Below are 21,172 nucleotides of genomic sequence, written 5' to 3'. Positions count from 1 at the left end.
CGGTGATCCGGTAAGTGGGGCTTGACGCGCACCCAACGATGCATACTGTTTCGGTGATGTACCCGAGACGTCTGGGCAAAGCGGTTGCGCTGGTCGCTGTGGCTGGGTTTTTGGTGATCAGCGCCCCGGCATCGTGGGGTGCGCCCGGCGACCCGGCGACGGCGGCCGACTCGCCGACCCTGTCGCTGACCGACATTGGGTCCGCGCCCACCCTGGAGTTCTGGGGCCTGACGAGCAGCCAGCAGCTGACCGTGCCCGTGCTGCACGGGCTGACACCGACAGCGGTGAACACCACCGTCGAGCTTCCGATCAACTTGCGGTCGGGATTGATCACCGTGACGCAGGGCGAGCGCACCATCGCGCGACTGAATCTGCCCTCCGCCGATCAGGCGCCGCTCGTCATTCCGCTGGCCGGAGCGGAAGTCAACGACAACTGGCTGACGGTGACACTGCGTTCCTACCTGGTGCCGCTCGACGGGTATTGCTTGTACCCGGAGAGCCCGCTGCGCCTGACCAACGGGTCGATCACCTACACCGGGGTCGAACTGCCGCCCACCACGGTGGCCCATTTCCTGCCCCCGGTGCTGCGGAAGCTGTCCATCTTCCTGCCACAATCGCCGTCCGCTAACGAATCCGACACCGCCATCCAACTGGCCGCCTCCGTGGCCAGTCACTACGGCAGGCAGACTCCCGAGATATCCGTGACGCCGTTGCCCGAAGGGCAGGCGGCGCCGCCGACGCCGCCGCAGGCGCTGGAACGTCAGATCGTCGTCAAAGAGGGCCCCGACAACGGGCTTTCCCTGCAGGGCGCCGCCGGTGTGCCGTGGCTATTGATGTCGGGCCCGCTCGGCCAGTCCGACGAATCGAACACTGCCGTGCTGTTCAACGACGTGTCGCAGCTGGCCCTGTCTTCCAAGGCGGCGGTGGAACAACTGAAGCCCAGCCTGCAGCGGCCCGGCGACAGCGTCGCGCTGCGCGAATTGGGGCAGCCCGTCGTCAACGCCACATCGCTACAACCGCGGCTGTCAATCGGACTGGACCAGACCAGGTTCGGCAGATCCGTGCACGACCTGCGCGTCCATCTCCAGGGCTCCTACACCCCGACACCGGGCAATGTCGCCGGCCAGATTGCCGTGGCGGTCGGCCCGGAGACCATCGACCACTGGCCGACCGACGGCCATGGCACCATCGACCGCTGGGTCGACGTGCCGGACCGACTGCTGCAGCGGTACACCAGCCTTGACCTCGTTCTCGACGTCGCGGCCAACGTCGGACATTGCGGTGACTTCTACACTGCCGGTCCCGGCAATCAGCTCCTCACGCTGAACATCAACGGCGACAGCACGATACAGAGCAGTCCCGCCGCACCGCCGGTGCCGGACGGCTTTCAGTCGGTGCCGCAGTCGTTGATGCCCCGGGTGCAGGTGGGCATCGAGCCGCACTCGTTGATCGACACCGTGCGGGCGATCAATCTCGTGGTGGGTCTACAGCGAATAAGCTCTGTGCCGATCTACACCACGGCCACGAGTGTGCAGCAGGCGATCGACTCGTCGGATCCCGCGATATTGATTTCCGCCGACGGGTGGAACCACTCCAATGTTGTGCTGCCGGTGTCCGCGGGGCCCAGCGGGCCGATCACCGTCAACGCCGTCCAATCGGACGGGAAGCCCGCCAAGCTCGCCCTGGACCCGAATCTTCGGTTCGCCTCTCTCCAAACGATTTTCGACCGGGGCAGGTCTCTGTTGGTGGCGACGTCGAACGGCGCGCCGGGGCAGCTCGACGAGCTGCTGCGGTGGCTCAACGCCGATAACAAGCGCTGGCAACGACTCAAAGGCGTCGCGGTGGTGTCCGCACCGGGGGGCCAGGACCCGGTGACCGTCGAACACTCGCCCATGGCCAGCCCGGCCGCGGGCTCGCAGAGCCACTCCGATCTCGGCTGGTTGTGGTGGTTCGGCGCAGGCTGGATCGCCGTAGCCATCGTCGGCGCAGGCGTGATCGTGTGGCGTACCCGGCGCGAATCATGGCGGCGCCGCTGAAGTTTGGCGCCTGATGGTACGGGTGAAAGGCTTGGCGACGCGCCCGGCCGTCAAGAACGTGGCGGCCGGACTGCTCTGCGCCGCCGGCGTGCCGGCGTTCGCGCGGCGGCGGCACCGCGATGCGGTCGCGATCGTGATGTTCCACGGGGTGGAAGACGAACCGCTTTCACCGGTCTGCCGGCACGTGCTCGACTCGAGGCTTTACCGCCGTCAATTGGATTACATCCGTAAGCATTTCAACGTTCTTCCGCTGGAGGAGGCGCTCGATCGGCTTGCCGAGGGAACGTTGCCGCCGCGCGCGCTGGCGATCACGTTCGACGACGGCACCCGCAACCTCGCCACGCACGCGGTCCCGGTGCTGCGCGAGCTGGGACTGCCCGCGGCGGTGTTCGTGGCGACCGGCCCGCTGGACAGCGGCGGAACCTTATGGCCTGACCGGCTTTGGCTCGCGATCGCCCGCACCGCCGCGAGCGAGATCGACCTTGCCGCGTTAGGACGCGGTGTTTGTTCGCTGGACGGAAGCGCGAACCGCGGGAAGGCCTACGCCGCCGCGGTTGAGAGATTGAAAGACTTGGCCGACGCGGACCGCATCGCCGCCCTGGACGGGATTCTCGGCGCACTGGGGTACCGCGACGACGGCGACGGTGGTCCTTTCCGGATGCTCACCTGGGACGAAGCGCGGGCTATGGTCGGCGACGGCCTGGTGACGTTGCATCCGCACTCGGTGACCCACCCGATCCTGGCCCGCTGCGACGACGACAAGGTCGAGCGTGAGATCGCTGCTTCCTGCGCGGCGCTCGAACGCGAGACCGGTTGTGCGGCGAAGGTTTTCGCTTACCCCAACGGTCGACCGCAGGACTTCGACAACCGGGCCAGGGATGTGCTGCGCCGTCGCGGCATCCGCTGGGCGTTGTCCACCACGGCGGGCTTGGCGGATCGCCAGTGCGACCCGCTGGCGTTGCCGCGGCTGGCGGTGGCCAGCGACGCGTCGTTCGGCCACTTCCGGCTGATGGTCTCCGGCGGCCTGCCGGGCCGCTACCGGGGACGGCGCGGCACGGCCGCCGCGACCGGCCGCTGAAGGGCTAGCGGTCTTCCTGCCACAGCTGCTCGGTCAGATCCTGGAAAGCCGCGAGGACGAATTGGTCGTCGGCTCGCATCGCTGCCGACTTGCTCATCAGGGCCCGCACGACCGAGCCGTCCTTGTGCGCCAGTTCGACGACCATGTTCGCCAGGGAGTGAACGACCGATAACAACGAATCCGAGGCCGGCGCCTGATGGAAGATCTGATGGAACCGGAGGGACAAGACCTCCTCGGGCTCGTAGCCCATCATCTCGGCGAACGCGGCGTTGGAAAACAGGATGGCGCCGTCATGTTCGATGGCCAGCACGGGAATCGGGATCCGCTCGAGCACAACAAGTGCCGGCAGCTGCTTCAAGGTCGTCATCGGCGAATCCCCATGTTGCCGATTACGTCGTCGCTCCACCGGCCGATTATGGCGCATAACATAGGCTATACACGAGGTCTTCGCCCAGATGAGCGCGCCGAACGTGGCGGGCCGTCCCGTTTGGCCACTCGATCCGGAACCTGCGACGGCGTCCAGAGCAGGCGTGACCGCCTCACCTCGCCGGTGTGCCGGCGTCGCAGAATCCGCTGATCAGCATGTCGACGCGGCCGGCGTGCTGGTCCGGGCGCAACCGGCCGCTGCGGTCGAGGGTTACCAGGCCGTGCAGCGCGGCCCACACCACCTCGGTCAGCGTGTCGGGGTCCCGTGTGCCCGCGATCATGTCGACCGCCGCCCGCAGTTCCGCGAAGGCCGCGGTCAGCTCGGCAGGGGTGTCCGCGGCGGCGAACTGCAGCGTCGTCGTACGGGTGAACATCGCGTCGAAGAGTGCGGGATTGTCACGGGCGAAGCCGATGAACGCGTGCGCGACTCGCGCCAGGGCGTCCCGGCCGTCGGTGGCGCCCCGGCGGGCGGTGCGGAGCGCGTCCGCCAGTTCACCGAATCCCTCGACGGCGACCGACGCCGCGATGTCTTCCATGCCAGAGAAGTGTTTGTAGAGCACCGGTTGGCTGTATTCGATCTCGGCGGACAGCCGGCGGGTGGTGACGGCGTCCCAACCTTCCTGTTCGGCCAGCTTGCGCGCCGTGGCGGTGATCAGCCGACGGCGGGCGGCCCGTTCGCGTGCCCGGCGGTCTTCGATAGCCATACGTCCATGCTAGCGCCGATATGAGCGCTAGCGTTGCTATTGGCGCAAACGCGAGTGGAAGTCGGTGTCGCTGTCAGCCGCCGGCGGCGGGGCGGCTAGTCGACTTGGTAGCGCGGAAAGACGCCGGTGGGCGCCGGCAGTGCGGTGCCGGGGGCCAGCCGGGTACCGATGGCGTCGAAGGTGCGCCGCTCGGACGGTTGGCCGAGCAGATCGAGGAGCTTGCCCCCCGAGCCGGGCATCACCGGCTGGATCAACAGCGCCGCGATGCGAACCGCTTCGCACGTGGTGTAAAGCACTGTCGCGAATCGCTTCTGGTCCGCTTCCGACTCGCTCTTGCGCAGCACCCACGGCTGCTGAGCCGAGAAATATCTGTTGGCCGCGCCCAGCATCAGCCAGATCGCCTCCAGCGCCAGATGCATTGCCTGGCTGTCGAATTCGGCGCGAACCCGTTCGAGCAGGCCGTCGGCGATGTCGAGCAGTTCAGTGTCGTCGGCAGTGAATTCGCCGGGGACCGGCACCATTCCGTCGAGGTTCTTGGCCACCATGGACAGCGAACGTTGGGCCAGGTTGCCCAGCTCGTTGGCCAGATCGGTGTTGATCCGGGTGATGATCGCGTCTTCGCTGTAGCTGCCATCCTGGCCGAACGGGACCTCCCGCAACAGGAAGTAGCGGAGCTGGTCCACGCCGAAGGTATCGATCAGGGCAACGGGGTCAACGATATTGCCCACCGACTTGCTCATCTTCTCGCCACGGTTGAGCAGGAACCCGTGCGCGAAAACCCTTCGCGGCAAATCGATCCCGGCCGACATCAGAAACGCGGGCCAGTAGACGGTGTGGAACCGGATGATGTCCTTGCCGATCATGTGCAGATCGGCGGGCCAGTAGCGCCGAAACAAATCCGACTCGGTGTCGGGGTAGCCCACCCCGGTCAGGTAATTGGTCAGCGCGTCGACCCAGACATACATGACGTGGTCGGGATGATCGGGGACCTTCACGCCCCAGTCGAATGAGGTGCGCGAGATCGACAGGTCGCGCAGGCCGCCGGAGACGAAGCTGACCACTTCGTTGCGCCGTACCTCGGGCGCGATGAAATCCGGGTTGGCGTCATAGTGGGCCAACAGTTTGTCGCCATACGCCGACAACCGGAAGAAGTAGGTCTGCTCCTCGGTCCAGGTCACCGGCGTGCCGGTCTCGACGGCGACACGGGTCCCATCGACCAGGGCGGTCTCGGATTCGACGAAGAAACGCTCGTCGCGCACCGAGTACCAGCCGGAGTAGCTGTCCAAATAGATGTCGCCCGCCGCCTCCATCCGGCGCCAGATCGCCTTGGACGCTTCGTGATGGTCGGGGTCGGTGGTCCGGATGAACCGGTCGAAGGAGATGTTCAGCTTCTCCTGAAGCCGTTGGAACGCGTCGGAGTTGCGCCGCGCGAGCTCGGCGGTCGGTATGCCCTCGGCGGCCGCCGTCTCGACCATTTTGAGGCCGTGCTCGTCGGTGCCGGTCAGGAAACGTACATCGAAGCCGTCGAGTCGCTTGAACCGGGCGATGGCGTCGGTGGCGATGTACTCGTAGGCATGCCCGACGTGCGGATCGCCGTTGGGGTAGGTGATCGCGGTCGTGACGTAGAAGGGCTTCATCGAGAGTCCACCTTATTGTGTGCGCGTGAGCTCCAACCGACGAGAACGAGAAGCCCCGCCCGCGCCGGAGCCGCTGGCGCCCCTGGTCGACGCCCACACCCACCTCGACGCCTGCGGTGCGCAGGACGCGGCGGACGTGCGCGCCATCGTGGACCGCGCCGCGGCGGTCGGGGTGGGGGCGGTGGTCACCATCGCCGACGACCTGGACTCGGCGCGGTGGGTGACGCGGGCCGCCGAATGGGATCCGCGGGTGTATGCCGCGGTGGCGCTGCACCCGACCCGCGCCGACGCGCTGGACGAGGGCGCACGCGCCGAGATCGAGCGACTGGTGGCGCATCCCAGGGTGGTAGCCGTCGGCGAGACCGGCCTGGACCTGTTTTGGCCCGGGCGGCTGGACGGTTGCGCGGCCCCGGAGACGCAGCGGGAAGCCTTCGCATGGCATATCGACCTGGCCAAGCGCTGCGGGAAACCCCTGATGATCCACAACCGGGACGCCGACGCCGAGGTGCTGGACGTGCTGGCGGCCGAGGGCGCCCCCGACGCCGTGATCTTCCACTGCTTCTCGTCGGATGCCGCGATGGCCCGCCGCTGCGTGGACGCCGGATGGTTGCTCAGCCTGTCCGGGACGGCGAGCTTCCGCAACGCCCGCGACCTGCGGGAAGCCGTTCCGTTGATACCGCTGGAGCAGCTGCTGGTGGAAACCGATGCGCCGTACTTGACGCCGCACCCCTACCGCGGGGCGCCGAACGAGCCGTATTGCCTTCCTTATACTGTGCGAGCGGTCGCAGAACTGGTCGGTCGTCCAGCCGAAGAGCTGGCACAGGCCACCACGAACAACGCTCGGCGGGTCTACGGACTGGCTCACGGTTAACACGCCGAACTTGGCGATTCCGTAAACAAACTCGCGCCGGAGTTGCTCAACATTGGCCGGTTCGTTACCGTCTTGTGATCGAAAGGGTGGGGCCTACGGGCCCTTATTTGTCGCTTGGTGCTGATTAGGTCGTTGGAGTTGCTTGCTGTGGTCGGGATAGACGCGCGTTGACTGTATTAACAAAACTTCATCAGACCCCATCTCCGATGTTGCGGCTCGTTGTCGGAGGACTGCTGGTAGTTCTGGCATTCGCCGGTGGGTACGCGGTCTCCGCGGCTAAGACCGTGACGCTGACCGTCGACGGGATCGCGATGCGGGTCACGACAATGAAGTCGCGGGTGATCGACATCGTCCAGGAGAACGGCTTCGCCGTCGACGAGCGCGACGACCTGTACCCCGCCGGAGACGTCAAGGTGCACGACGCCGCCAACATCGTGCTCCGGCGCAGCCGGCCGCTGCAGATCTCGCTGGACGGCCACGACACCAAGCAGGTGTGGACGACGGCGTCGACCGTCGACGAGGCGCTGGCCCAACTCGCCATGACCGACACCGCCCCCGCCGCGGCCTCCCGTGGCAGCCGGGTCCCGCTCGCCGGGATGGCGCTGCCCGTCGTCAGTGCGAAGACGGTCCGCATCAACGACGGCGGCGCGACCCGCACGGTCCACCTGCCGGCGCCGAACGTCGGGGGGCTGCTCAGCGCCGCCGGCGCGCCGCTGCTCGAGGGGGATCAGGCGGTGCCCAACGCGGCGTCGCCCATCGTCGACGGCATGGAAATCCAGGTGACCCGTAATCGGATCCAACGGGTAACCGAGCGGATGCCGTTGCCGCCGAATGCCCGTCGGGTCGAGGACCCGGACATGAACATGAGCCGCCAGGTGGTCGAAGACCCGGGCGCCCCGGGCACCCAGGACGTCACGTTCGCGGTGGCCACGGTCAACGGGGTCGAGACCGGCCGGTTGCCGATCGCCAACACGGTGATCACCCCGGCCCGTGACGCCGTGGTGCGGGTGGGCACCCGGCCCGGCACCGATGTGCCAGCGGTCACCAACGGCTCCATCTGGGACGCGATCGCGGGCTGCGAGGCCGGCGGGAACTGGGCGATCAACACCGGCAACGGCTACTACGGCGGTGTCCAGTTCGACCAGGGCACCTGGGAGCGCAACGGTGGGCTGCGGTTCGCGTCGCGCGCCGACTTGGCCACCCGCGAAGAACAGATCGCCATTGCCGAGGTGACCCGAGCACGCCAGGGTTGGGGCGCGTGGCCGGTGTGCAGCGGAAGAGCTGGTGCCAACTGACCATCCGGCTGCTCGGTCGCACCGAGATCAGGCGGCTTGCCAAAGAACTTGACCTTCGGCCACGGAAATCCCTCGGGCAAAACTTCGTTCACGACGCCAACACGGTCCGCCGGATCGTCTCGACTTCCGGGATAGGCCGTTCCGACCACGTCCTCGAGGTGGGCCCCGGACTGGGCTCACTCACGCTGGCCCTGCTCGACCGCGGCGCCATCGTCACCGCCGTCGAGATCGACCCGGTGCTGGCCGATCGGCTGCCGCAAACCGTCGCCGAGCATTCGCGCAGCGAAATCGACCGGCTCACCGTGCTCAACCGCGACGTCCTGACCCTCCGGAAAGACGAGTTGGCCGCCCAGCCCAACGCCCTCGTCGCCAACCTGCCTTACAACGTCGCGGTGCCCGCGATCTTGCATCTGCTCGCGGAATTCCCGTCCATTCAGACCCTGACCGTCATGGTGCAGGCGGAGGTGGCCGAACGGCTGGCCGCCGAACCGGGCGGCAAGGAATACGGCGTGCCAAGCGTCAAGGTCCGCTTCTTCGGCGCGGTTCGGCGGTGCGGCATGGTGTCGCCGACGGTCTTCTGGCCGATTCCGCGCGTCTATTCCGGGCTGGTTCGCATCGACCGCCACGCCACCCCGAGGTGGCCCACCGACGAAGCCTTCCGGCGTCAGGTATTCCAGCTGGTGGACATCGCGTTCGCGCAGCGGCGCAAGACGACTCGCAACGCGTTCGCGGAGTGGGCCGGCTCGGGCAACGAGTCGGCGAACCGGCTGTTGGCCGCCAGCATCGACCCGGCCCGTCGCGGCGAGACCCTGTCCATCGAGGACTTCGTGCGGCTGTTGCGGCGATCGGCCGACCCGGCCGACACCGCCACCGCCGGGCCGCCCGCGGCCGAACAGCAGCCTTCCCGGAGCTGACTGTGGTTTCTTCGGGGCGCCGCTGCGTGTAGTTGACCGGCGGCAGCGATAGTCTGCTGCGGTGTCCGCATCTGACGGCAATACCGCCGCCCAGTGGGTGCCCACCGGGTCGGTCACCGTTCGGGTGCCCGGAAAGGTCAACCTCTATCTGGCGGTCGGCGACCGTCGCGAAGATGGCTATCACGAGCTCACCACCGTTTTCCAGGCCATCTCCCTGCTCGACGAGGTGACGGTCCGCAACGCCGACGTGCTGTCGCTCGAGCTCGTCGGCGAGGGCGCCGACACACTGCCCACCGACGAACGCAACCTCGCCTGGCAGGCCGCCGAACTGATGGCCGAACACGTTGGCCGGGCGCCCGACGTCTCGATCATGATCGACAAATCCATCCCGGTGGCCGGCGGGATGGCCGGTGGCAGCGCCGATGCCGCCGCGGTGCTGGTCGCGATGAACTCGTTGTGGGAGCTCAACGTGCCCCGGCGCGACCTGCGCATGCTCGCCGCACGGCTGGGCAGCGACGTGCCCTTCGCGCTGCATGGCGGCACCGCGCTGGGCACCGGCCGCGGCGAGGAGTTGGCGACCGTGTTGTCGCGCAACACCTTCCACTGGGTGTTGGCCTTCGCCGACGGCGAGCTGCTGACCCCGGCGGTGTTCGTCGAGCTGGACCGGCTCCGGGAAGCGGGGGACCCGCCGCGGCTTGCCGGCCCGGGCCCGGTGCTGGCTGCCTTGGCCGCGGGCGACCCGGAACAGCTGGCGTCACTGCTGGGCAACGAGATGCAGGCGGCCGCAGTGAGCCTGAATCCGAAGCTCCGCCGGACCCTGCGCGCCGGAGTCGAGGCCGGTGCGCTGGCGGGCATCGTGTCCGGCTCGGGCCCGACATGCGCCTTCCTGTGCCGGTCGGCCGCCTCGGCGGTCGACGTGGGCGCCCAGGTGTCCGGGGCGGGCGTCTGTCGCACGGTACGGGTCGCCAGTGGGCCGGTCGTGGGTGCGCGTGTGGTGCCGACGCCCACCGAAGTGTGAAAAGCAACCCAAAACTTGCATTCGTTTGGGCTGTTCCCTAAGAGGAGTTTAAGATATGCGCGGTGACGAGTCGCGCTGAGCAAGACCACTCATTATCGTCGTCCGCCGGGGTCTCCGGCGGGCGACTGATGCTTCGGGCCCACCGGCGGTTTTCGGGCCCGCTTCGCGCTCATCGGCCGGCCGAACGGCAGGTGGCCGACTCATCGCCGATTCGAGACCTAACCGCTGCCCGACTGTGTTTGCGCGCCTGTTCCGAAGCGTTACCCAGTGGGCGGAATATGAAATCCCGGGCGTTGGGCCAAGCGCCGGAACCGAGGAGGTTTGCGTGAGCAGGTTTACCGAGAAGATGTACCGCAATGCCCGCAACGCGACGACGGGCATGGTCACCGGTGAACCGCACGAACCGGTCCGGCACACCTGGGGCGAGGTCCACGAACGCGCCAGTCGCATCGCGGGCGGCCTGGCCGCCGCCGGCATCGGGCTGGGCGACGCGGTCGGTGTCCTTGCCGGCTTCCCGGTGGAGATCGCCCCGACGGCGCAGGGCCTCTGGATGCGTGGGGCCAGCCTGACGATGCTGCACCAGCCCACGCCGCGGACCGACCTCGGCGTGTGGGCCGAAGACACCATGAACGTCATCGGCATGATCGAGGCCAAGGCCGTCATCGTCTCCGAGCCGTTCCTGGTGGCCATCCCCGTGCTGGAGGAGAAGGGGATCAAGGTACTCACCGTCGCCGACCTGCTGGCGTCGGAGCCGATCGACCCCGTCGAGGTCGGCGAGGACGACCTCGCGCTCATGCAGCTGACGAGCGGCTCCACCGGATCCCCCAAAGCCGTCCAGATCACCCACCGCAACATCTACTCCAACGCCGAGGCGATGTTCATCGGCGCCGAGTACGACGTCGACAGGGACGTCATGGTCAGCTGGCTGCCCTGCTTCCACGACATGGGCATGGTCGGCTTCCTGACCATCCCGATGTACTTCGGCGCGGAGCTGGTCAAGGTCACGCCGATGGACTTCCTGCGCGACACGCTGCTGTGGGCCAAGCTGATCGACAAGTACAAGGGCACCATGACCGCGGCGCCCAACTTCGCCTACGCGTTGTTGGCCAAGCGGTTACGTCGCAACGCCAAGCCCGGCGATTTCGACCTGTCCACCCTGCGTTTCGCGCTGTCGGGTGCCGAGCCCGTCGAACCCGCCGACGTGGAGGACCTGCTCGACGCCGGCAAGCCGTTCGGCCTGCAGCCGTCGGCGATCTTGCCGGCCTACGGCATGGCCGAGACGACGCTGGCCGTGTCGTTCTCGGAGTGCAACGCCGGTCTGGTCGTGGACGAGGTCGACGCCGACCTGCTGGCCGCACTGCGCCGCGCCGTGCCCGCCACCAAGGGCAACACCCGCAGGCTCGCGACGCTGGGCCCGCTCCTGCGGGACCTCGAGGCGCGCATCATCGACGAGAACGGCGACGTGATGCCGCCGCGCGGCGTCGGCGTCATCGAGCTGCGCGGGGAGTCGCTGACGCCCGGCTACCTGACCATGGGCGGTTTCATCCCGGCGCAGGACGAGAACGGCTGGTATGACACCGGAGACCTCGGCTACATGACCGAGGACGGCCACGTCGTGGTGTGCGGCCGCGTCAAGGACGTCATCATCATGGCGGGCCGCAACATCTACCCCACCGACATCGAGCGGGCCGCCTGCCGCGTCGAGGGGGTGCGGCCCGGCTGCGCCGTCGCGGTGCGCCTGGACGCCGGCCACTCACGCGAGACCTTCGCCGTCGCCGTCGAGTCCAACACCTGGCAGGACCCCGCCGAGGTGCGCCGCATCGAGCACCAGGTCGCCCGCGAGGTGGTGGCCGAGGTCGACATGCGCCCGCGCAACGTCGTGGTGCTCGGGCCGGGCACCATCCCGAAGACACCGTCGGGCAAGCTGCGCCGGTCGCACTCCGCCACCTTGGTCACCTAGGCCGCGCCGTTTACCAGGCGTGGACCCGGTTCTGCGCCGGCTCGAGGCCCAGCTCGACAAGCAACTCGGTGGCGTCCGCGGCCTGCTCGCAAATGGTGGGGACCTCGCCGCGCTCGGCGGCGGTGAAGTTCTCCAACACGAACGCCGCCGGATCTTTGCGTCCCGGCGGTCGGCCGATCCCGATGCGGACCCGCTGAAACTCCTTGGTGCCCAGCGCGGACGCCACCGAGCGCAGCCCGTTGTGGCCGCCCTCGCCGCCGCCGATCTTGAGTCGGATGCGGCCGAAGTCGAGGTCGAGGTCGTCGTGGACGACGACGAGGTCGGCCGGCGTCACCGAGTAGAACTTCGCCAACGGCCCGACCTGGCGGCCGGACTCGTTCATGTAGCAGCGCGGCTTGGCCACCAGCACCGAGCGTCCGGCCAGCCGGCCGCTGACTACTTCGGCGCCGGAACGCTTGTGCACCTTGAACTTTGAGCCGAGCCGGTCGGCGAGCAGGTCGGCGACCATGAACCCGAGGTTGTGCCGGGTGCGGGCGTAGTTTTCTCCGGGATTGCCCAGGCCGACCACCAGCAAGGGCTCGGCCACGTTGCGGTCCGCCTACTCGGACTCGTCCGCGGGGGCCTCGGCCTCGGCGGCTTCCTCTTCCGCGGGGGCCGCTTCGGCCTCGGCGACCTCGCCCGCGCCCTCTTCCTCGAGGTCCTCGGCGGTCGGCGCGGTAACGACGTTCACCACCAGCATCTCCGGGTCGGAGATCAGGTTGACGCCCTTCGGCAGGGTGATCTGCCCGGCGGTGATCTGGGTGCCGGGTTCGACGTCCTCGACGGACACCGTCAACTGCTCGGGAATCGACATGGCGTCGGCCTCGATCTCGATGGTGTTGGTGTCCTGGGTGACCAGGGTGCCGGGGACGGCGTCGCCCTCGATGACCACCCGGACCTCGACGACGACCTTCTCGCCGCGGCGCACGACCAGCAGGTCGGCGTGCTGGATGCTCCGGCGGATCGGGTGGATGTCGAGCGCTTTGGTCAGCGCCAGCTGTTCCTTGCCGTCGATGTCCAGGGTCAGCACGGCGTTGGTGCCCGCGTGGCGCAGCACGGCCGCGAAGTCGTGTCCGGGCAGCTCCAGGTGCTGCGGGGCGGCGCCGTGGCCGTAGAGGACGGCGGGAATCTTGCCGTCGCGGCGGGCCCGGCGGGACGCGCCCTTGCCGGTCTCGGTTCGCACCGTGGCGGTGAGTTGGTTGCCTGCGGACTTGGCCATCGTGTCGCTCCTGTGTGCTCAATGCCTGAGTGTGGGGGCACGGCGAGGTTCGCGACAGTTCGTCGGTCTCCGTCGATAACGGTGCTGGCTGGCCAGCCACCCTCGCCGTGACGCCCGGTCAGGTTAGCGCATGCGCACCTCAGAGCGGAAATTTGGTCCCGGCGGTGTGTGTCACATCCGTCACTCCATTACCTGGCCCGGGCGATGCCCGAGTTGCCCGCCTCACAGCGACAGTCCCCGCGTCACGAAGGCTGTCGCTCGGAGGCGGGCAACTCGTCGGCCGTCCGACCTAAGGGACCAGTGTGGTTGGTGGGGCTCAGAGCGGAAATTTGGTGCCGGTGAGCTGCTCGGACAGCTCCCACAGCGCCACCGCCATCGCCGGGTCCTGCGCCCGACGGCTCCGCCGGACCGGTTGGCTGCGGCCGGTCTGGCCGAACCGCGGGCCGACGAATGTGTCGCCCGGCAGGTCCTGCGACGCCGCGTACAGCGTCTGCCGGGCGCCGAAGTCGGCATCGGTGGCCACCACGCGGGTGACGGCCGACATCAGCGCGTCGCCCAGCTTGCGGCCGGAGGCGCCCTGCAGGTTGGTGTGCGAGTAACCGGGGTGGGCCGCCAGCGCCCGCAGCGTGGCACCGGCCGCACCCAGGCGTCGCTGCAGCTCGCTGGTGAACAGCAGGTTCGCGAGCTTGGACTGGCTGTAGGCCAGCCAGGGCGAGTATCGCCGCCGCTCCCAGTTCAGGTCGTCGAGGCTGATCCGCCCCGCCCAGTGCGCCATCGACGACACCGTGACCACCCGGTCGGCGAGCTTGGGCAGCAGCAGGTTCGTCAGCGCGAAGTGACCGAGGTGATTGGTGCCGATCTGGCTCTCGAACCCGTCGACGGTCCGGGCGTACGGCGCGGCCATGATGCCCGCGTTGTTGATCAGCACGTCGACCTTGTCGACACCCGCGGCGAAATCCCGCACCGACGACAGATTCTGCAGGTCGAGTGGGCGCACCTCGACCGGGCCGGTGTGCGAACCCCGGATTTGCAGCGCGGCCTTCTCGCCCTTGCGAACGTCGCGGACCGCCATGACGAGCGTGGCGCCCCGTCGCGCCAGCTCGCGGGCCGTCACCGCGCCAAGCCCGCTGTTGGCTCCCGTGACGATCACGGTGCGCCCGGCGAACGACGGCAGGTCTGCGGCGGTCCAGTTGGTCATGGCTGACGAGCCTAATAGGACTCCCTCAGTGCCCGGTGTCGAACTCCAGCGGCACCGTGCTGGGCCCGGTGATGCCGGTGATGGCCCTCCACTGCGCGGGGGCGGCCGCGCGGGGATGGGGCATGCGCTGGGTGATGACGCGAAGCGCCTCCGTCAGTTCCAAGCGCGCCAGGTGAGCGCCGAGGCAGTAGTGCACGCCCCCGCCGAAGGTGAGCATGGGTGCGGCGCCCTCGCGGGTGATGTCGAGGTGGTCCGGGAGCTCGTAGACACTCCGGTCGCGGTTGGCCGCGGCGGTGTTGGCCAGCACGAGCGTGCCCGCGGGGATGCGAATCCCGGCCAGGTCGACGTCTTCGGCGGCCCGGCGGATGGTGCCGAAAATGATTGGCCAGTAACGCATCAGCTCGTGGACCGCGTTGGCCGCCAGCTCGGGATTCCGGGCGAGCAACGCCCATTGGTCGGGGTGCGCGCAGAGCGCCTGCACCGCCGCGGCGAGCTGGTTGCGCGTGGTGTCGGTGCCGGCTCCCAGCAGCGTGCCGCACAGCATGAGTAGCTCGTCGTGGGTGAGCCGATCGCCGTCGTCCTCGGCGCGAATGAGGTCGGAGACGAGGTCGTCGGTCAGTTTTGCGCGCCGGCGGGCGACCAGGTCTTCGAGGTAGGCGTCGAGCTGGTCCCAGGCGGCCAGGATCGCCGGGCCGTCCTCGGCGACGTTCCAGTCGAACAGTTTCTTGATGTCGTCGGTCCAGTCGGAGAACATCTGCCAGTCCTCGGGCGGCGCGCCGAGCAGGGCGCAGATGATCGGGGTGGGGTAGCGGCGGGAGATGTCGGAGACGACGTCGCAGTGCCCGACCTCCGTCAGCGGATCGACCAAGCCGTTGATCACCTCGACGATCAGCGAACGCAGCCGCTCGGCACCACGCGGCGCGAACGCCTTGGATACCAGCCGGCGGAGCCGGTGGTGCTGGGCACCGTCGAGTCCGAGGATGTTGGCGGTCGCCCTGTCCCACAACGGGCCGGAGGTGACGCCTTGCAGGTCGAGTCCAAGGCCGTGGGCGGTGACGAAGCGGGGGTCCCGCAGCACCTGGTGGACCAGTTCGTAGCTCAGCACCTCCGGCCCCCGCGGCCCCATGGCGATCGGGGACTGCTCGCGGGCGGCGGCAATGGCGCGGTGCGCCTCGTCGGGATCGGTGAGGTGGTCATAGCAAAAGAAGGGCACCCCGGCGTCGAACACGCTCGGGCACTCGCTGGTTTGGACGGTGGTCATCACGGTCTCCTCGGTCGGCGTTGAGTCGACTATCGGGGAGCGGGAGACGAAGACCATCCGCCGCAGCGCGTAAATGTGCGCGGTCGACCGCGTAGGTTCCGGCCGCGCGTTCAGGGAAGATCTACGCGCTGTGGCCGATGTTTGCGTGCTGCGCACACACGATGCTGGCTACCATGAGCCAACACGCGGAGATGCCGTCGCTGAACTGGAACGAGTTGGGCGTGAGCGAGTTGCTGCCTACTGGCACGGTGACGTTGCTGCTGGCCGATGTCGAGGGCTCGACGCGGCTGTGGGAGACCCAGGCCGAGCAGATGGCCGCGGCGCTGGCCCGGCTGAACAAGACGGTGAACGACGCCGTCGACGCGCATGGCGGGGTGCGTCCGCTCGAGCAGGGTGAGGGCGACAGCTTTGTGGCCGCGTTCGCCCGCGCGTCCGACGCGGTGGCGTGCGCGCTTGCCGTGCAGCGTGCCCCGCTGGCGCCCATTCGGCTGCGGATCGGGATACACACCGGCGAGATTCAGTTGCGCAACGGCGCCAACTACGCGGGCCCCACCATCAACCGCACGGCCCGGCTACGCGATCTCGCGCATGGTGGGCAAACGGTGCTGTCGGGCGCGACCGAGTCGATGGTGGTGGACCGGCTGCCCCACGACGTGTGGCTCGCCGACCTGGGCAGCTACCCGCTGCGGGATCTGCCACGCCCGGAACGCGTCGTGCAGCTGTGCCACCCCGACCTGGCCAATGAATTTCCGCCACTGCGCGTCCGTGGGGTCGTGGTGTCCCATAATCTTCCGGCGCAGCTGACGAGTTTCGTTGGGCGCCAAGCCGAAATCGCGCAGTTGCGGCAGGTCTTGACCGACAACCGCATGGTTACCCTGACCGGTGCCGGCGGTGTGGGTAAGACCCGGCTCGCCGTCGAGGTCACCTCCGGTTTGATCGACCACTTTCCCGACGGGCAGTGGTACGTCGACCTCGCACCAATCACCATTCCCGCCGTTGTTCCCGTGGCGGTCGCGCGCACGCTGGGCCTGCCCGACCAGCCGGGGCGTTCCACCACGGAGCTGCTGGTGCGGTTCTGCGCGCAGCGGAACATGTTAATTCTACTGGACAATTGCGAGCACTTGCTCGACGCCTCCGTGGCGCTGACGGATGAGCTGCTCAAGGCGTGCCCGCGATTGACCATCCTCGCCACCAGCCGCGAACCGCTCGGCGTCCCGGGCGAATTCGGTTGGCGCGTGCCGTCGTTGGGCCTGGCCGACGAGGCGGTCGAGTTGTTCGCTGACCGCGCTCGGCGCACGCGCCCCGACTTCTGTGTCGGGGAAGCAAATCGCGCGCCGGTTGAGGAGATCTGCCGGCGCCTGGACGGCATGCCGTTGGCGATCGAGCTCGCCGCGGCACGAGTTCGGGCGCTGTCGTTACAACAGATCCTCGACAGCCTGCACGATCGATTTCGGCTCCTCACCGGGGGCGCGCGCACTGCGGTGCGCCGCCAGCAGACGCTGCGTGCCTCGGTTGATTGGTCGCACGCGCTGCTCACCGAACCCGAACGAATCTTGTTCCGCCGCTTGGCCGCTCTCGCTGGAACTTTCGACCTCGAAGCGGCACAGGCAGTCGGCGCCAGCAGCGAGGTCGAAGGCTACCAGCTGCTCGACCAGCTGAGCCTGCTGGTCGACAAGTCCTTGGTGGCCGCCGATGAGACCGCCGCCGGGATGCGCTACCGGTTGCTGGAGACGGTGCGCCAATATGCGCAGGAAAAACTCGGTGAGTCCGGTGAGTCCGATGATGTGCGCACCCGCCACCGCGATTACTACACCGCGAAGGCCGCAGAACTGGAGTCAAAGGGCCATTCCCGCGATGAGCAGCTGTTGCATCGGGGAGAAACGGAAGTCGACAACCTGCGGGCCGCCTTCGGTTGGTGCCGCGAGAATTCGGACCTGGAGACCGGGCTGAGGCTTATCTCGCTACTCCGGCCGTTGTGGCTGCGAGGTGGCCGCACCCTCGAGGGCATCGCCGGACTGGACGCGATCCTCAATGAAGTGGGCCGTTCTGAGATTCCTCCGGCGGTGTGGGCGGGAGCAGTGGTCGAGCGGCAGGTCCTCGCGGCATGGATAGGAATCCCAACGGAGTTGGGCCCCGCCGAGGACGCCCTGGGGATAGCGAGACAGCTCGATGATCCGACGCTGCTCACTCGGGCGTTGATCGCATGTGGCATGAGCGCCGTTTTCAGTCCCGAGGTGGCGCAGCCCTACTTCGCGGAGGCGATCAGCCTCGCCCGCGCCGCCGGTGATCGCTGGAGCCTGTGCCAGATCTACAGTCACCAGGCAACAGTGGGCGCCTTTGCCGGGCAACCAATCGAGGCGCGTGCGGCCGCCGAGATGGGGCGTGGCCTGGCGGACACGCTGGGCGACCGGTTCTTCTCGCGGAATTGCCGAACCTGGCTCACCATCGCGCTGATGATGCAGGGACATCTCGCCGAAGCCGAGGAAGTTGGCAGATCCTTGGCGGAGGAGGCTGATGCGGCCGACGAGGTTGTCATGAAGATCTACGGGCACACCGTCCACAGCGTGGTGCTCGCGCGCCTTGGGCGGGCGGCTGACGCGCGGGCCGCGGCGGAATCGGCGCTGGTGGCCGCGGAGGCGGTGGGCGGGGCGGCCGAAGACACGGTGCACGCCATGCTCGCCGATGCCGCGCTGACCGCCGGCGACGGCGCCGCGGCGCTGCGATTCTGTGAGACGGCTTGGCAGCGCACCAGTCCGCCGCGTGAAGTGTTCACCAGAAGCGTCAACCCGATCGCCGAGGCCGCTCTGGCGTGCGGTGAGCTCGAGGTCGCTCGCCGCTGGGCGGACGAGAACGTCGCCATCGTTCCGGGATACCAGCAGATGGTCGCCCTGGTTGCGCGCGCCTATGTCGTGCTCGCACAAGGCGATTACGGCCAGGCCGAGCGCGACGCCCACGACGCCCTCGCGGTCGCCGCCCGGGTGCAGGGGTATCTGCGAGTGCCCGACGCCCTGGAATGCCTGGCACGCCTTGCGGCGGACGTGGGCAACAACGCGCACGCGGCACGCCTGCTCGGCGCGGCGAACGGCATGCGCCAGCGGACGGGGGAGGCGCGGCGCCCGACTTATGAGCCCGGCCATCAGGCCACGCTGGTGAAATCCCGAGAGGCGTTGCTGGACAACGACTTCGATGCAGCCTGGACGGAAGGCGCGGCGCTGTCCACCGAGGATGCCGTCGCCTACGCGCAGCGCGGCCGCGGCGAGCGTAAGCGCCCCGCCAGCGGCTGGGGATCGCTGACCCCCATGGAGCAGGACGTGGTGCGTCTGGCCCGGGAAGGTTTGGGCAACAAGGACATCGGCGCGCGGCTTTTCATCTCACCGCGCACGGTGCAGACCCACCTCACCCACGTTTACGCCAAGCTCGGCATCTCTTCGCGGGTGGAGCTCTTCAAGGACCAGCGCTCAACATGATTTCGCTGAGATTGCAGCCGTTCGGGAGTCGAGCACGACCCTGGCGGCAATTTCGCCGGGCTCGAAGGACTGAAATCACTTCGCCGCGACGACGAACCCTCGCATGATCGCCTCGATGTCGGACGACTGCGTGACCGCCTCGTTGGCCAGGCCGGTAATGGTGAGCTGAACCAGGTACCGCTGCTTGGCGGGCGGCGAACCGGTGGCGATGACGATCCGGTTGAAGCTGTGCAGCCGCGTGCCATCCAAGTCGTAGCTGCCCTCGATCATCGACGAGGGGAAGCCGTTGTAGGGCGTCGTCGAGGCGTCCAGCTGCTTGAAGTTCTCGAACAGTTGGGCGTCGTCGTTGCCGTGCTGGATCACCTGGGCGGCATCGAAATCGCCGTGCAGCACGAACACCACGAGTCGGGCGGTCGGATACTTGCCGCCCTTGGAGATCATCAGCGTCTTCGGGGAGATGTGCGGATTGTTGGCCGCCGACCAGCCCGGGGGCGTCGGTATCGACACCGTCAGGTCGGGCAGGTTGCCCGGCGCGACTTGCTCGCCGGTCACACCGATGTTCTGCAGGTATTGCGACAGCGGCACAGGCTTGGCGACCCGTGTCGTGGTGGTCGTGGTTGTCGGCGTCGTGGACCAGATCGTTTGATAGTCGGGCGTTTTCGGGCCGCACGCCACCGCGGGCAGCGTCAGCGCAATGGCCGCGGCCGCGCAGGCACGTCTCACAGAATCTCGCGGACCGTGTCGACCGGCCGAGCCAGCCGGGTGCCCTTCCGGGTGACGACGAACGGTCGTTCGATCAGGATCGGGTGTTCGACCATGGCGTCGAGCAACTGGTCGTCGGTCGCATCGGCGAGGTTGAGCTCGGAGTACAGCGATTCCCGCTTGCGCACCGCGGTGCGCACATCGATCCCGGCGTCGTCGATCATCTTGATCAGTTCGTCGCGGGACGGGGGGTTCTTCAGATATTCGACGACCGTCGGCTCAAACCCGCTGTCGCGCAACAAGTCCAGCGTCTTGCGGGACGTGCTGCACTTGGGGTTGTGATAGATGACGGTATCGGCCATCTAGGCATCCCCGTCGAATAGCCCCGTGACGGAGCCGTTTTCGAAGACGGCGCGAATGGTGCTGGCCAACAGCGGCGCGATGGACAGGACGGTGAGCTGGGGGAAGCGCTTCTCCTCGCCGATCGGCAGAGTGTTGGTGACGATCACCTCGCGAGCACCCGAGGCCGCGAGCCGCTCGGCGGCCGGGTCGGACAGCACCCCGTGGGTGGCCGCGATGATGACGTCGGCGGCGCCGTCATCGCGCAACAGCTGCACAGCGCCGGCAATGGTGCCGCCGGTATCGATCATGTCGTCGATCAGCACGCAGGTCCTCCCCTGCACCTCGCCGACGACGCGGTTGGACACCACCTGGTTGGGCACCCGAGGATCACGGGTCTTGTGGATGAAGGCCAGCGGGACGCCACCCAATGCGTCGGCCCACTTCTCGGCGATGCGCACCCGGCCCGAGTCCGGGGAGACGACCACCATGTTGCCGTCCGGGTAGTTGTCCCGGATATAGCCGGTGAGCAGGTTCTGCCCGCGCATGTGGTCGACCGGGCCGTCGAAGAAACCCTGGATCTGGTCGGTGTGCAGGTCCACGGTCACGATCCGGTCGGCGCCGGCCGTCTTGAGCAGGTCGGCGACCAGTCGCGCCGAGATCGGTTCGCGGCCGCGATGCTTCTTGTCCTGGCGGGCGTAGGGGTAGAACGGCATGACGGCGGTGATCCGTTTGGCGCTGCCCCGCTTGAGCGCGTCGATCATGATCAGCTGTTCCATCAGCCAGTCGTTCACCGGCGCCGGGGCCGACTGCAGGACGAACGCGTCGCACCCGCGGACCGACTCATGGAACCGGACGAAGATCTCGCCGTTGGCGAACTCCCGCGCCGTCTGAGCGGTGACGTGGACGTCGAGCTCCTTTGCCACCTGCTCGGCCAACTCCGGGTGTGCACGGCCGGAGAAGAGCATCAGGTTCTTGCGGTTGTCGGTCCAGTCGTGGCTCAACGCG

18 protein-coding genes are annotated in these 21,172 nt (G+C 68.0%); 8 read left to right on the top strand and 10 right to left on the bottom strand.

From position 1 onward, the window contains the following. The first annotated feature begins 38 nt into the window (after positions 1-38). Positions 39-2,036, top strand: coding sequence for a hypothetical protein (locus tag A5773_RS14420; RefSeq protein WP_067791380.1), 1,998 nt, complete (start codon positions 39-41; stop codon positions 2,034-2,036). Between the two features lie 22 nt (positions 2,037-2,058). After that, positions 2,059-3,114, top strand: a complete 1,056-nt coding sequence (locus tag A5773_RS14415; RefSeq protein ID WP_067265543.1) for a polysaccharide deacetylase family protein — start codon at positions 2,059-2,061, stop codon at positions 3,112-3,114. Positions 3,115-3,118: 4 nt separating this feature from the next. Here A5773_RS14415 and A5773_RS14410 read toward each other — a convergent pair whose 3' ends face one another. The 3 genes from A5773_RS14410 to metG all read right to left on the bottom strand — a co-directional run bounded on the left by A5773_RS14410 (position 3,119) and on the right by metG (position 5,881). Further along, positions 3,119-3,481, bottom strand: coding sequence for a PAS domain S-box protein (locus tag A5773_RS14410; RefSeq protein ID WP_067265364.1), 363 nt, complete (start codon positions 3,479-3,481; stop codon positions 3,119-3,121). A 172-nt stretch (positions 3,482-3,653) separates the two neighbouring features. Next, the gene (locus tag A5773_RS14405; protein ID WP_067265360.1) at positions 3,654-4,244 is read right to left on the bottom strand and encodes a TetR/AcrR family transcriptional regulator; all 591 of its coding nucleotides are present in this window, start codon (positions 4,242-4,244) and stop codon (positions 3,654-3,656) included. Between the two features lie 95 nt (positions 4,245-4,339). Next, positions 4,340-5,881, bottom strand: coding sequence for a methionine--tRNA ligase (gene metG, locus A5773_RS14400; RefSeq protein WP_067265357.1), 1,542 nt, complete (start codon positions 5,879-5,881; stop codon positions 4,340-4,342). A 19-nt stretch (positions 5,882-5,900) separates the two neighbouring features. Here metG and A5773_RS14395 point away from each other — a divergent pair, with 19 nt between their 5' ends. The 5 genes from A5773_RS14395 (at position 5,901) to A5773_RS14375 (ending at position 11,939) form a co-directional block, all read left to right on the top strand. Further along, entirely contained in the window at positions 5,901-6,752 is an 852-nt protein-coding gene (locus A5773_RS14395; RefSeq protein WP_066957357.1) for a TatD family hydrolase, read from the top strand. A gap of 167 nt (positions 6,753-6,919) precedes the next feature. Beyond that, positions 6,920-8,047 carry a resuscitation-promoting factor gene (locus A5773_RS14390; RefSeq protein WP_197505484.1) on the top strand — a complete coding sequence of 376 codons (1,128 nt, stop codon included), beginning with the start codon at positions 6,920-6,922 and terminating at the stop codon, positions 8,045-8,047. Beyond that, on the top strand, positions 8,011-8,961 hold the full coding sequence (gene rsmA / locus A5773_RS14385; RefSeq protein WP_067265351.1) for a 16S rRNA (adenine(1518)-N(6)/adenine(1519)-N(6))-dimethyltransferase RsmA: 951 nt from the start codon (positions 8,011-8,013) through the stop codon (positions 8,959-8,961). Before A5773_RS14390 ends, rsmA begins: the two co-directional genes overlap by 37 nt. A gap of 61 nt (positions 8,962-9,022) precedes the next feature. Beyond that, a complete protein-coding gene (locus tag A5773_RS14380; RefSeq protein ID WP_066957352.1) occupies positions 9,023-9,979 on the top strand; it encodes a 4-(cytidine 5'-diphospho)-2-C-methyl-D-erythritol kinase in 957 nt (318 codons plus the stop codon). A gap of 325 nt (positions 9,980-10,304) precedes the next feature. Continuing rightward, a complete protein-coding gene (locus A5773_RS14375) occupies positions 10,305-11,939 on the top strand; it encodes a fatty acyl-AMP ligase (protein ID WP_067265540.1) in 1,635 nt (544 codons plus the stop codon). A gap of 10 nt (positions 11,940-11,949) precedes the next feature. Here the strand turns inward: A5773_RS14375 and pth are convergent, their stop codons facing one another. The 4 genes from pth to A5773_RS14355 all read right to left on the bottom strand — a co-directional run bounded on the left by pth (position 11,950) and on the right by A5773_RS14355 (position 15,656). Further along, on the bottom strand, positions 11,950-12,525 hold the full coding sequence (gene pth, locus A5773_RS14370) for an aminoacyl-tRNA hydrolase (RefSeq protein WP_066957350.1): 576 nt from the start codon (positions 12,523-12,525) through the stop codon (positions 11,950-11,952). Positions 12,526-12,537: 12 nt separating this feature from the next. Then, positions 12,538-13,197 carry a 50S ribosomal protein L25/general stress protein Ctc gene (locus A5773_RS14365; protein ID WP_066957348.1) on the bottom strand — a complete coding sequence of 220 codons (660 nt, stop codon included), beginning with the start codon at positions 13,195-13,197 and terminating at the stop codon, positions 12,538-12,540. A 316-nt stretch (positions 13,198-13,513) separates the two neighbouring features. Then, entirely contained in the window at positions 13,514-14,395 is an 882-nt protein-coding gene (locus A5773_RS14360; protein ID WP_067265347.1) for an oxidoreductase, read from the bottom strand. A gap of 25 nt (positions 14,396-14,420) precedes the next feature. Beyond that, positions 14,421-15,656, bottom strand: coding sequence for a cytochrome P450 (locus A5773_RS14355; protein WP_067265536.1), 1,236 nt, complete (start codon positions 15,654-15,656; stop codon positions 14,421-14,423). Between the two features lie 173 nt (positions 15,657-15,829). On the opposite strand from A5773_RS14355, the gene A5773_RS14350 reads away from it, so the two are divergent. After that, entirely contained in the window at positions 15,830-19,123 is a 3,294-nt protein-coding gene (locus A5773_RS14350) for a LuxR C-terminal-related transcriptional regulator (protein WP_156664379.1), read from the top strand. A 75-nt stretch (positions 19,124-19,198) separates the two neighbouring features. On the opposite strand, the gene A5773_RS14345 is transcribed toward A5773_RS14350, so the two are convergent. From A5773_RS14345 to A5773_RS14335, 3 genes are read right to left on the bottom strand one after another with little or no spacing between them, the layout of a single operon-like run. Continuing rightward, positions 19,199-19,846 (bottom strand): LpqN/LpqT family lipoprotein, encoded by a 648-nt coding sequence (locus A5773_RS14345; RefSeq protein WP_067265341.1) that lies wholly within the window; start codon positions 19,844-19,846, stop codon positions 19,199-19,201. After that, positions 19,843-20,187, bottom strand: a complete 345-nt coding sequence (gene arsC / locus A5773_RS14340; protein WP_067265338.1) for an arsenate reductase (glutaredoxin) — start codon at positions 20,185-20,187, stop codon at positions 19,843-19,845. Before arsC ends, A5773_RS14345 begins: the two co-directional genes overlap by 4 nt. Next, positions 20,188-21,168 (bottom strand): ribose-phosphate diphosphokinase, encoded by a 981-nt coding sequence (locus A5773_RS14335; RefSeq protein WP_066957338.1) that lies wholly within the window; start codon positions 21,166-21,168, stop codon positions 20,188-20,190. Between the last annotated feature and the right edge of the window lie 4 nt (positions 21,169-21,172).

This window comes from Mycobacterium sp. 852014-52450_SCH5900713 (genome assembly GCF_001667075.1).
Classification (GTDB): Bacteria; Actinomycetota; Actinomycetes; order Mycobacteriales; family Mycobacteriaceae; genus Mycobacterium.
This window is presented reverse-complemented; position numbering and strand designations above follow the sequence as displayed.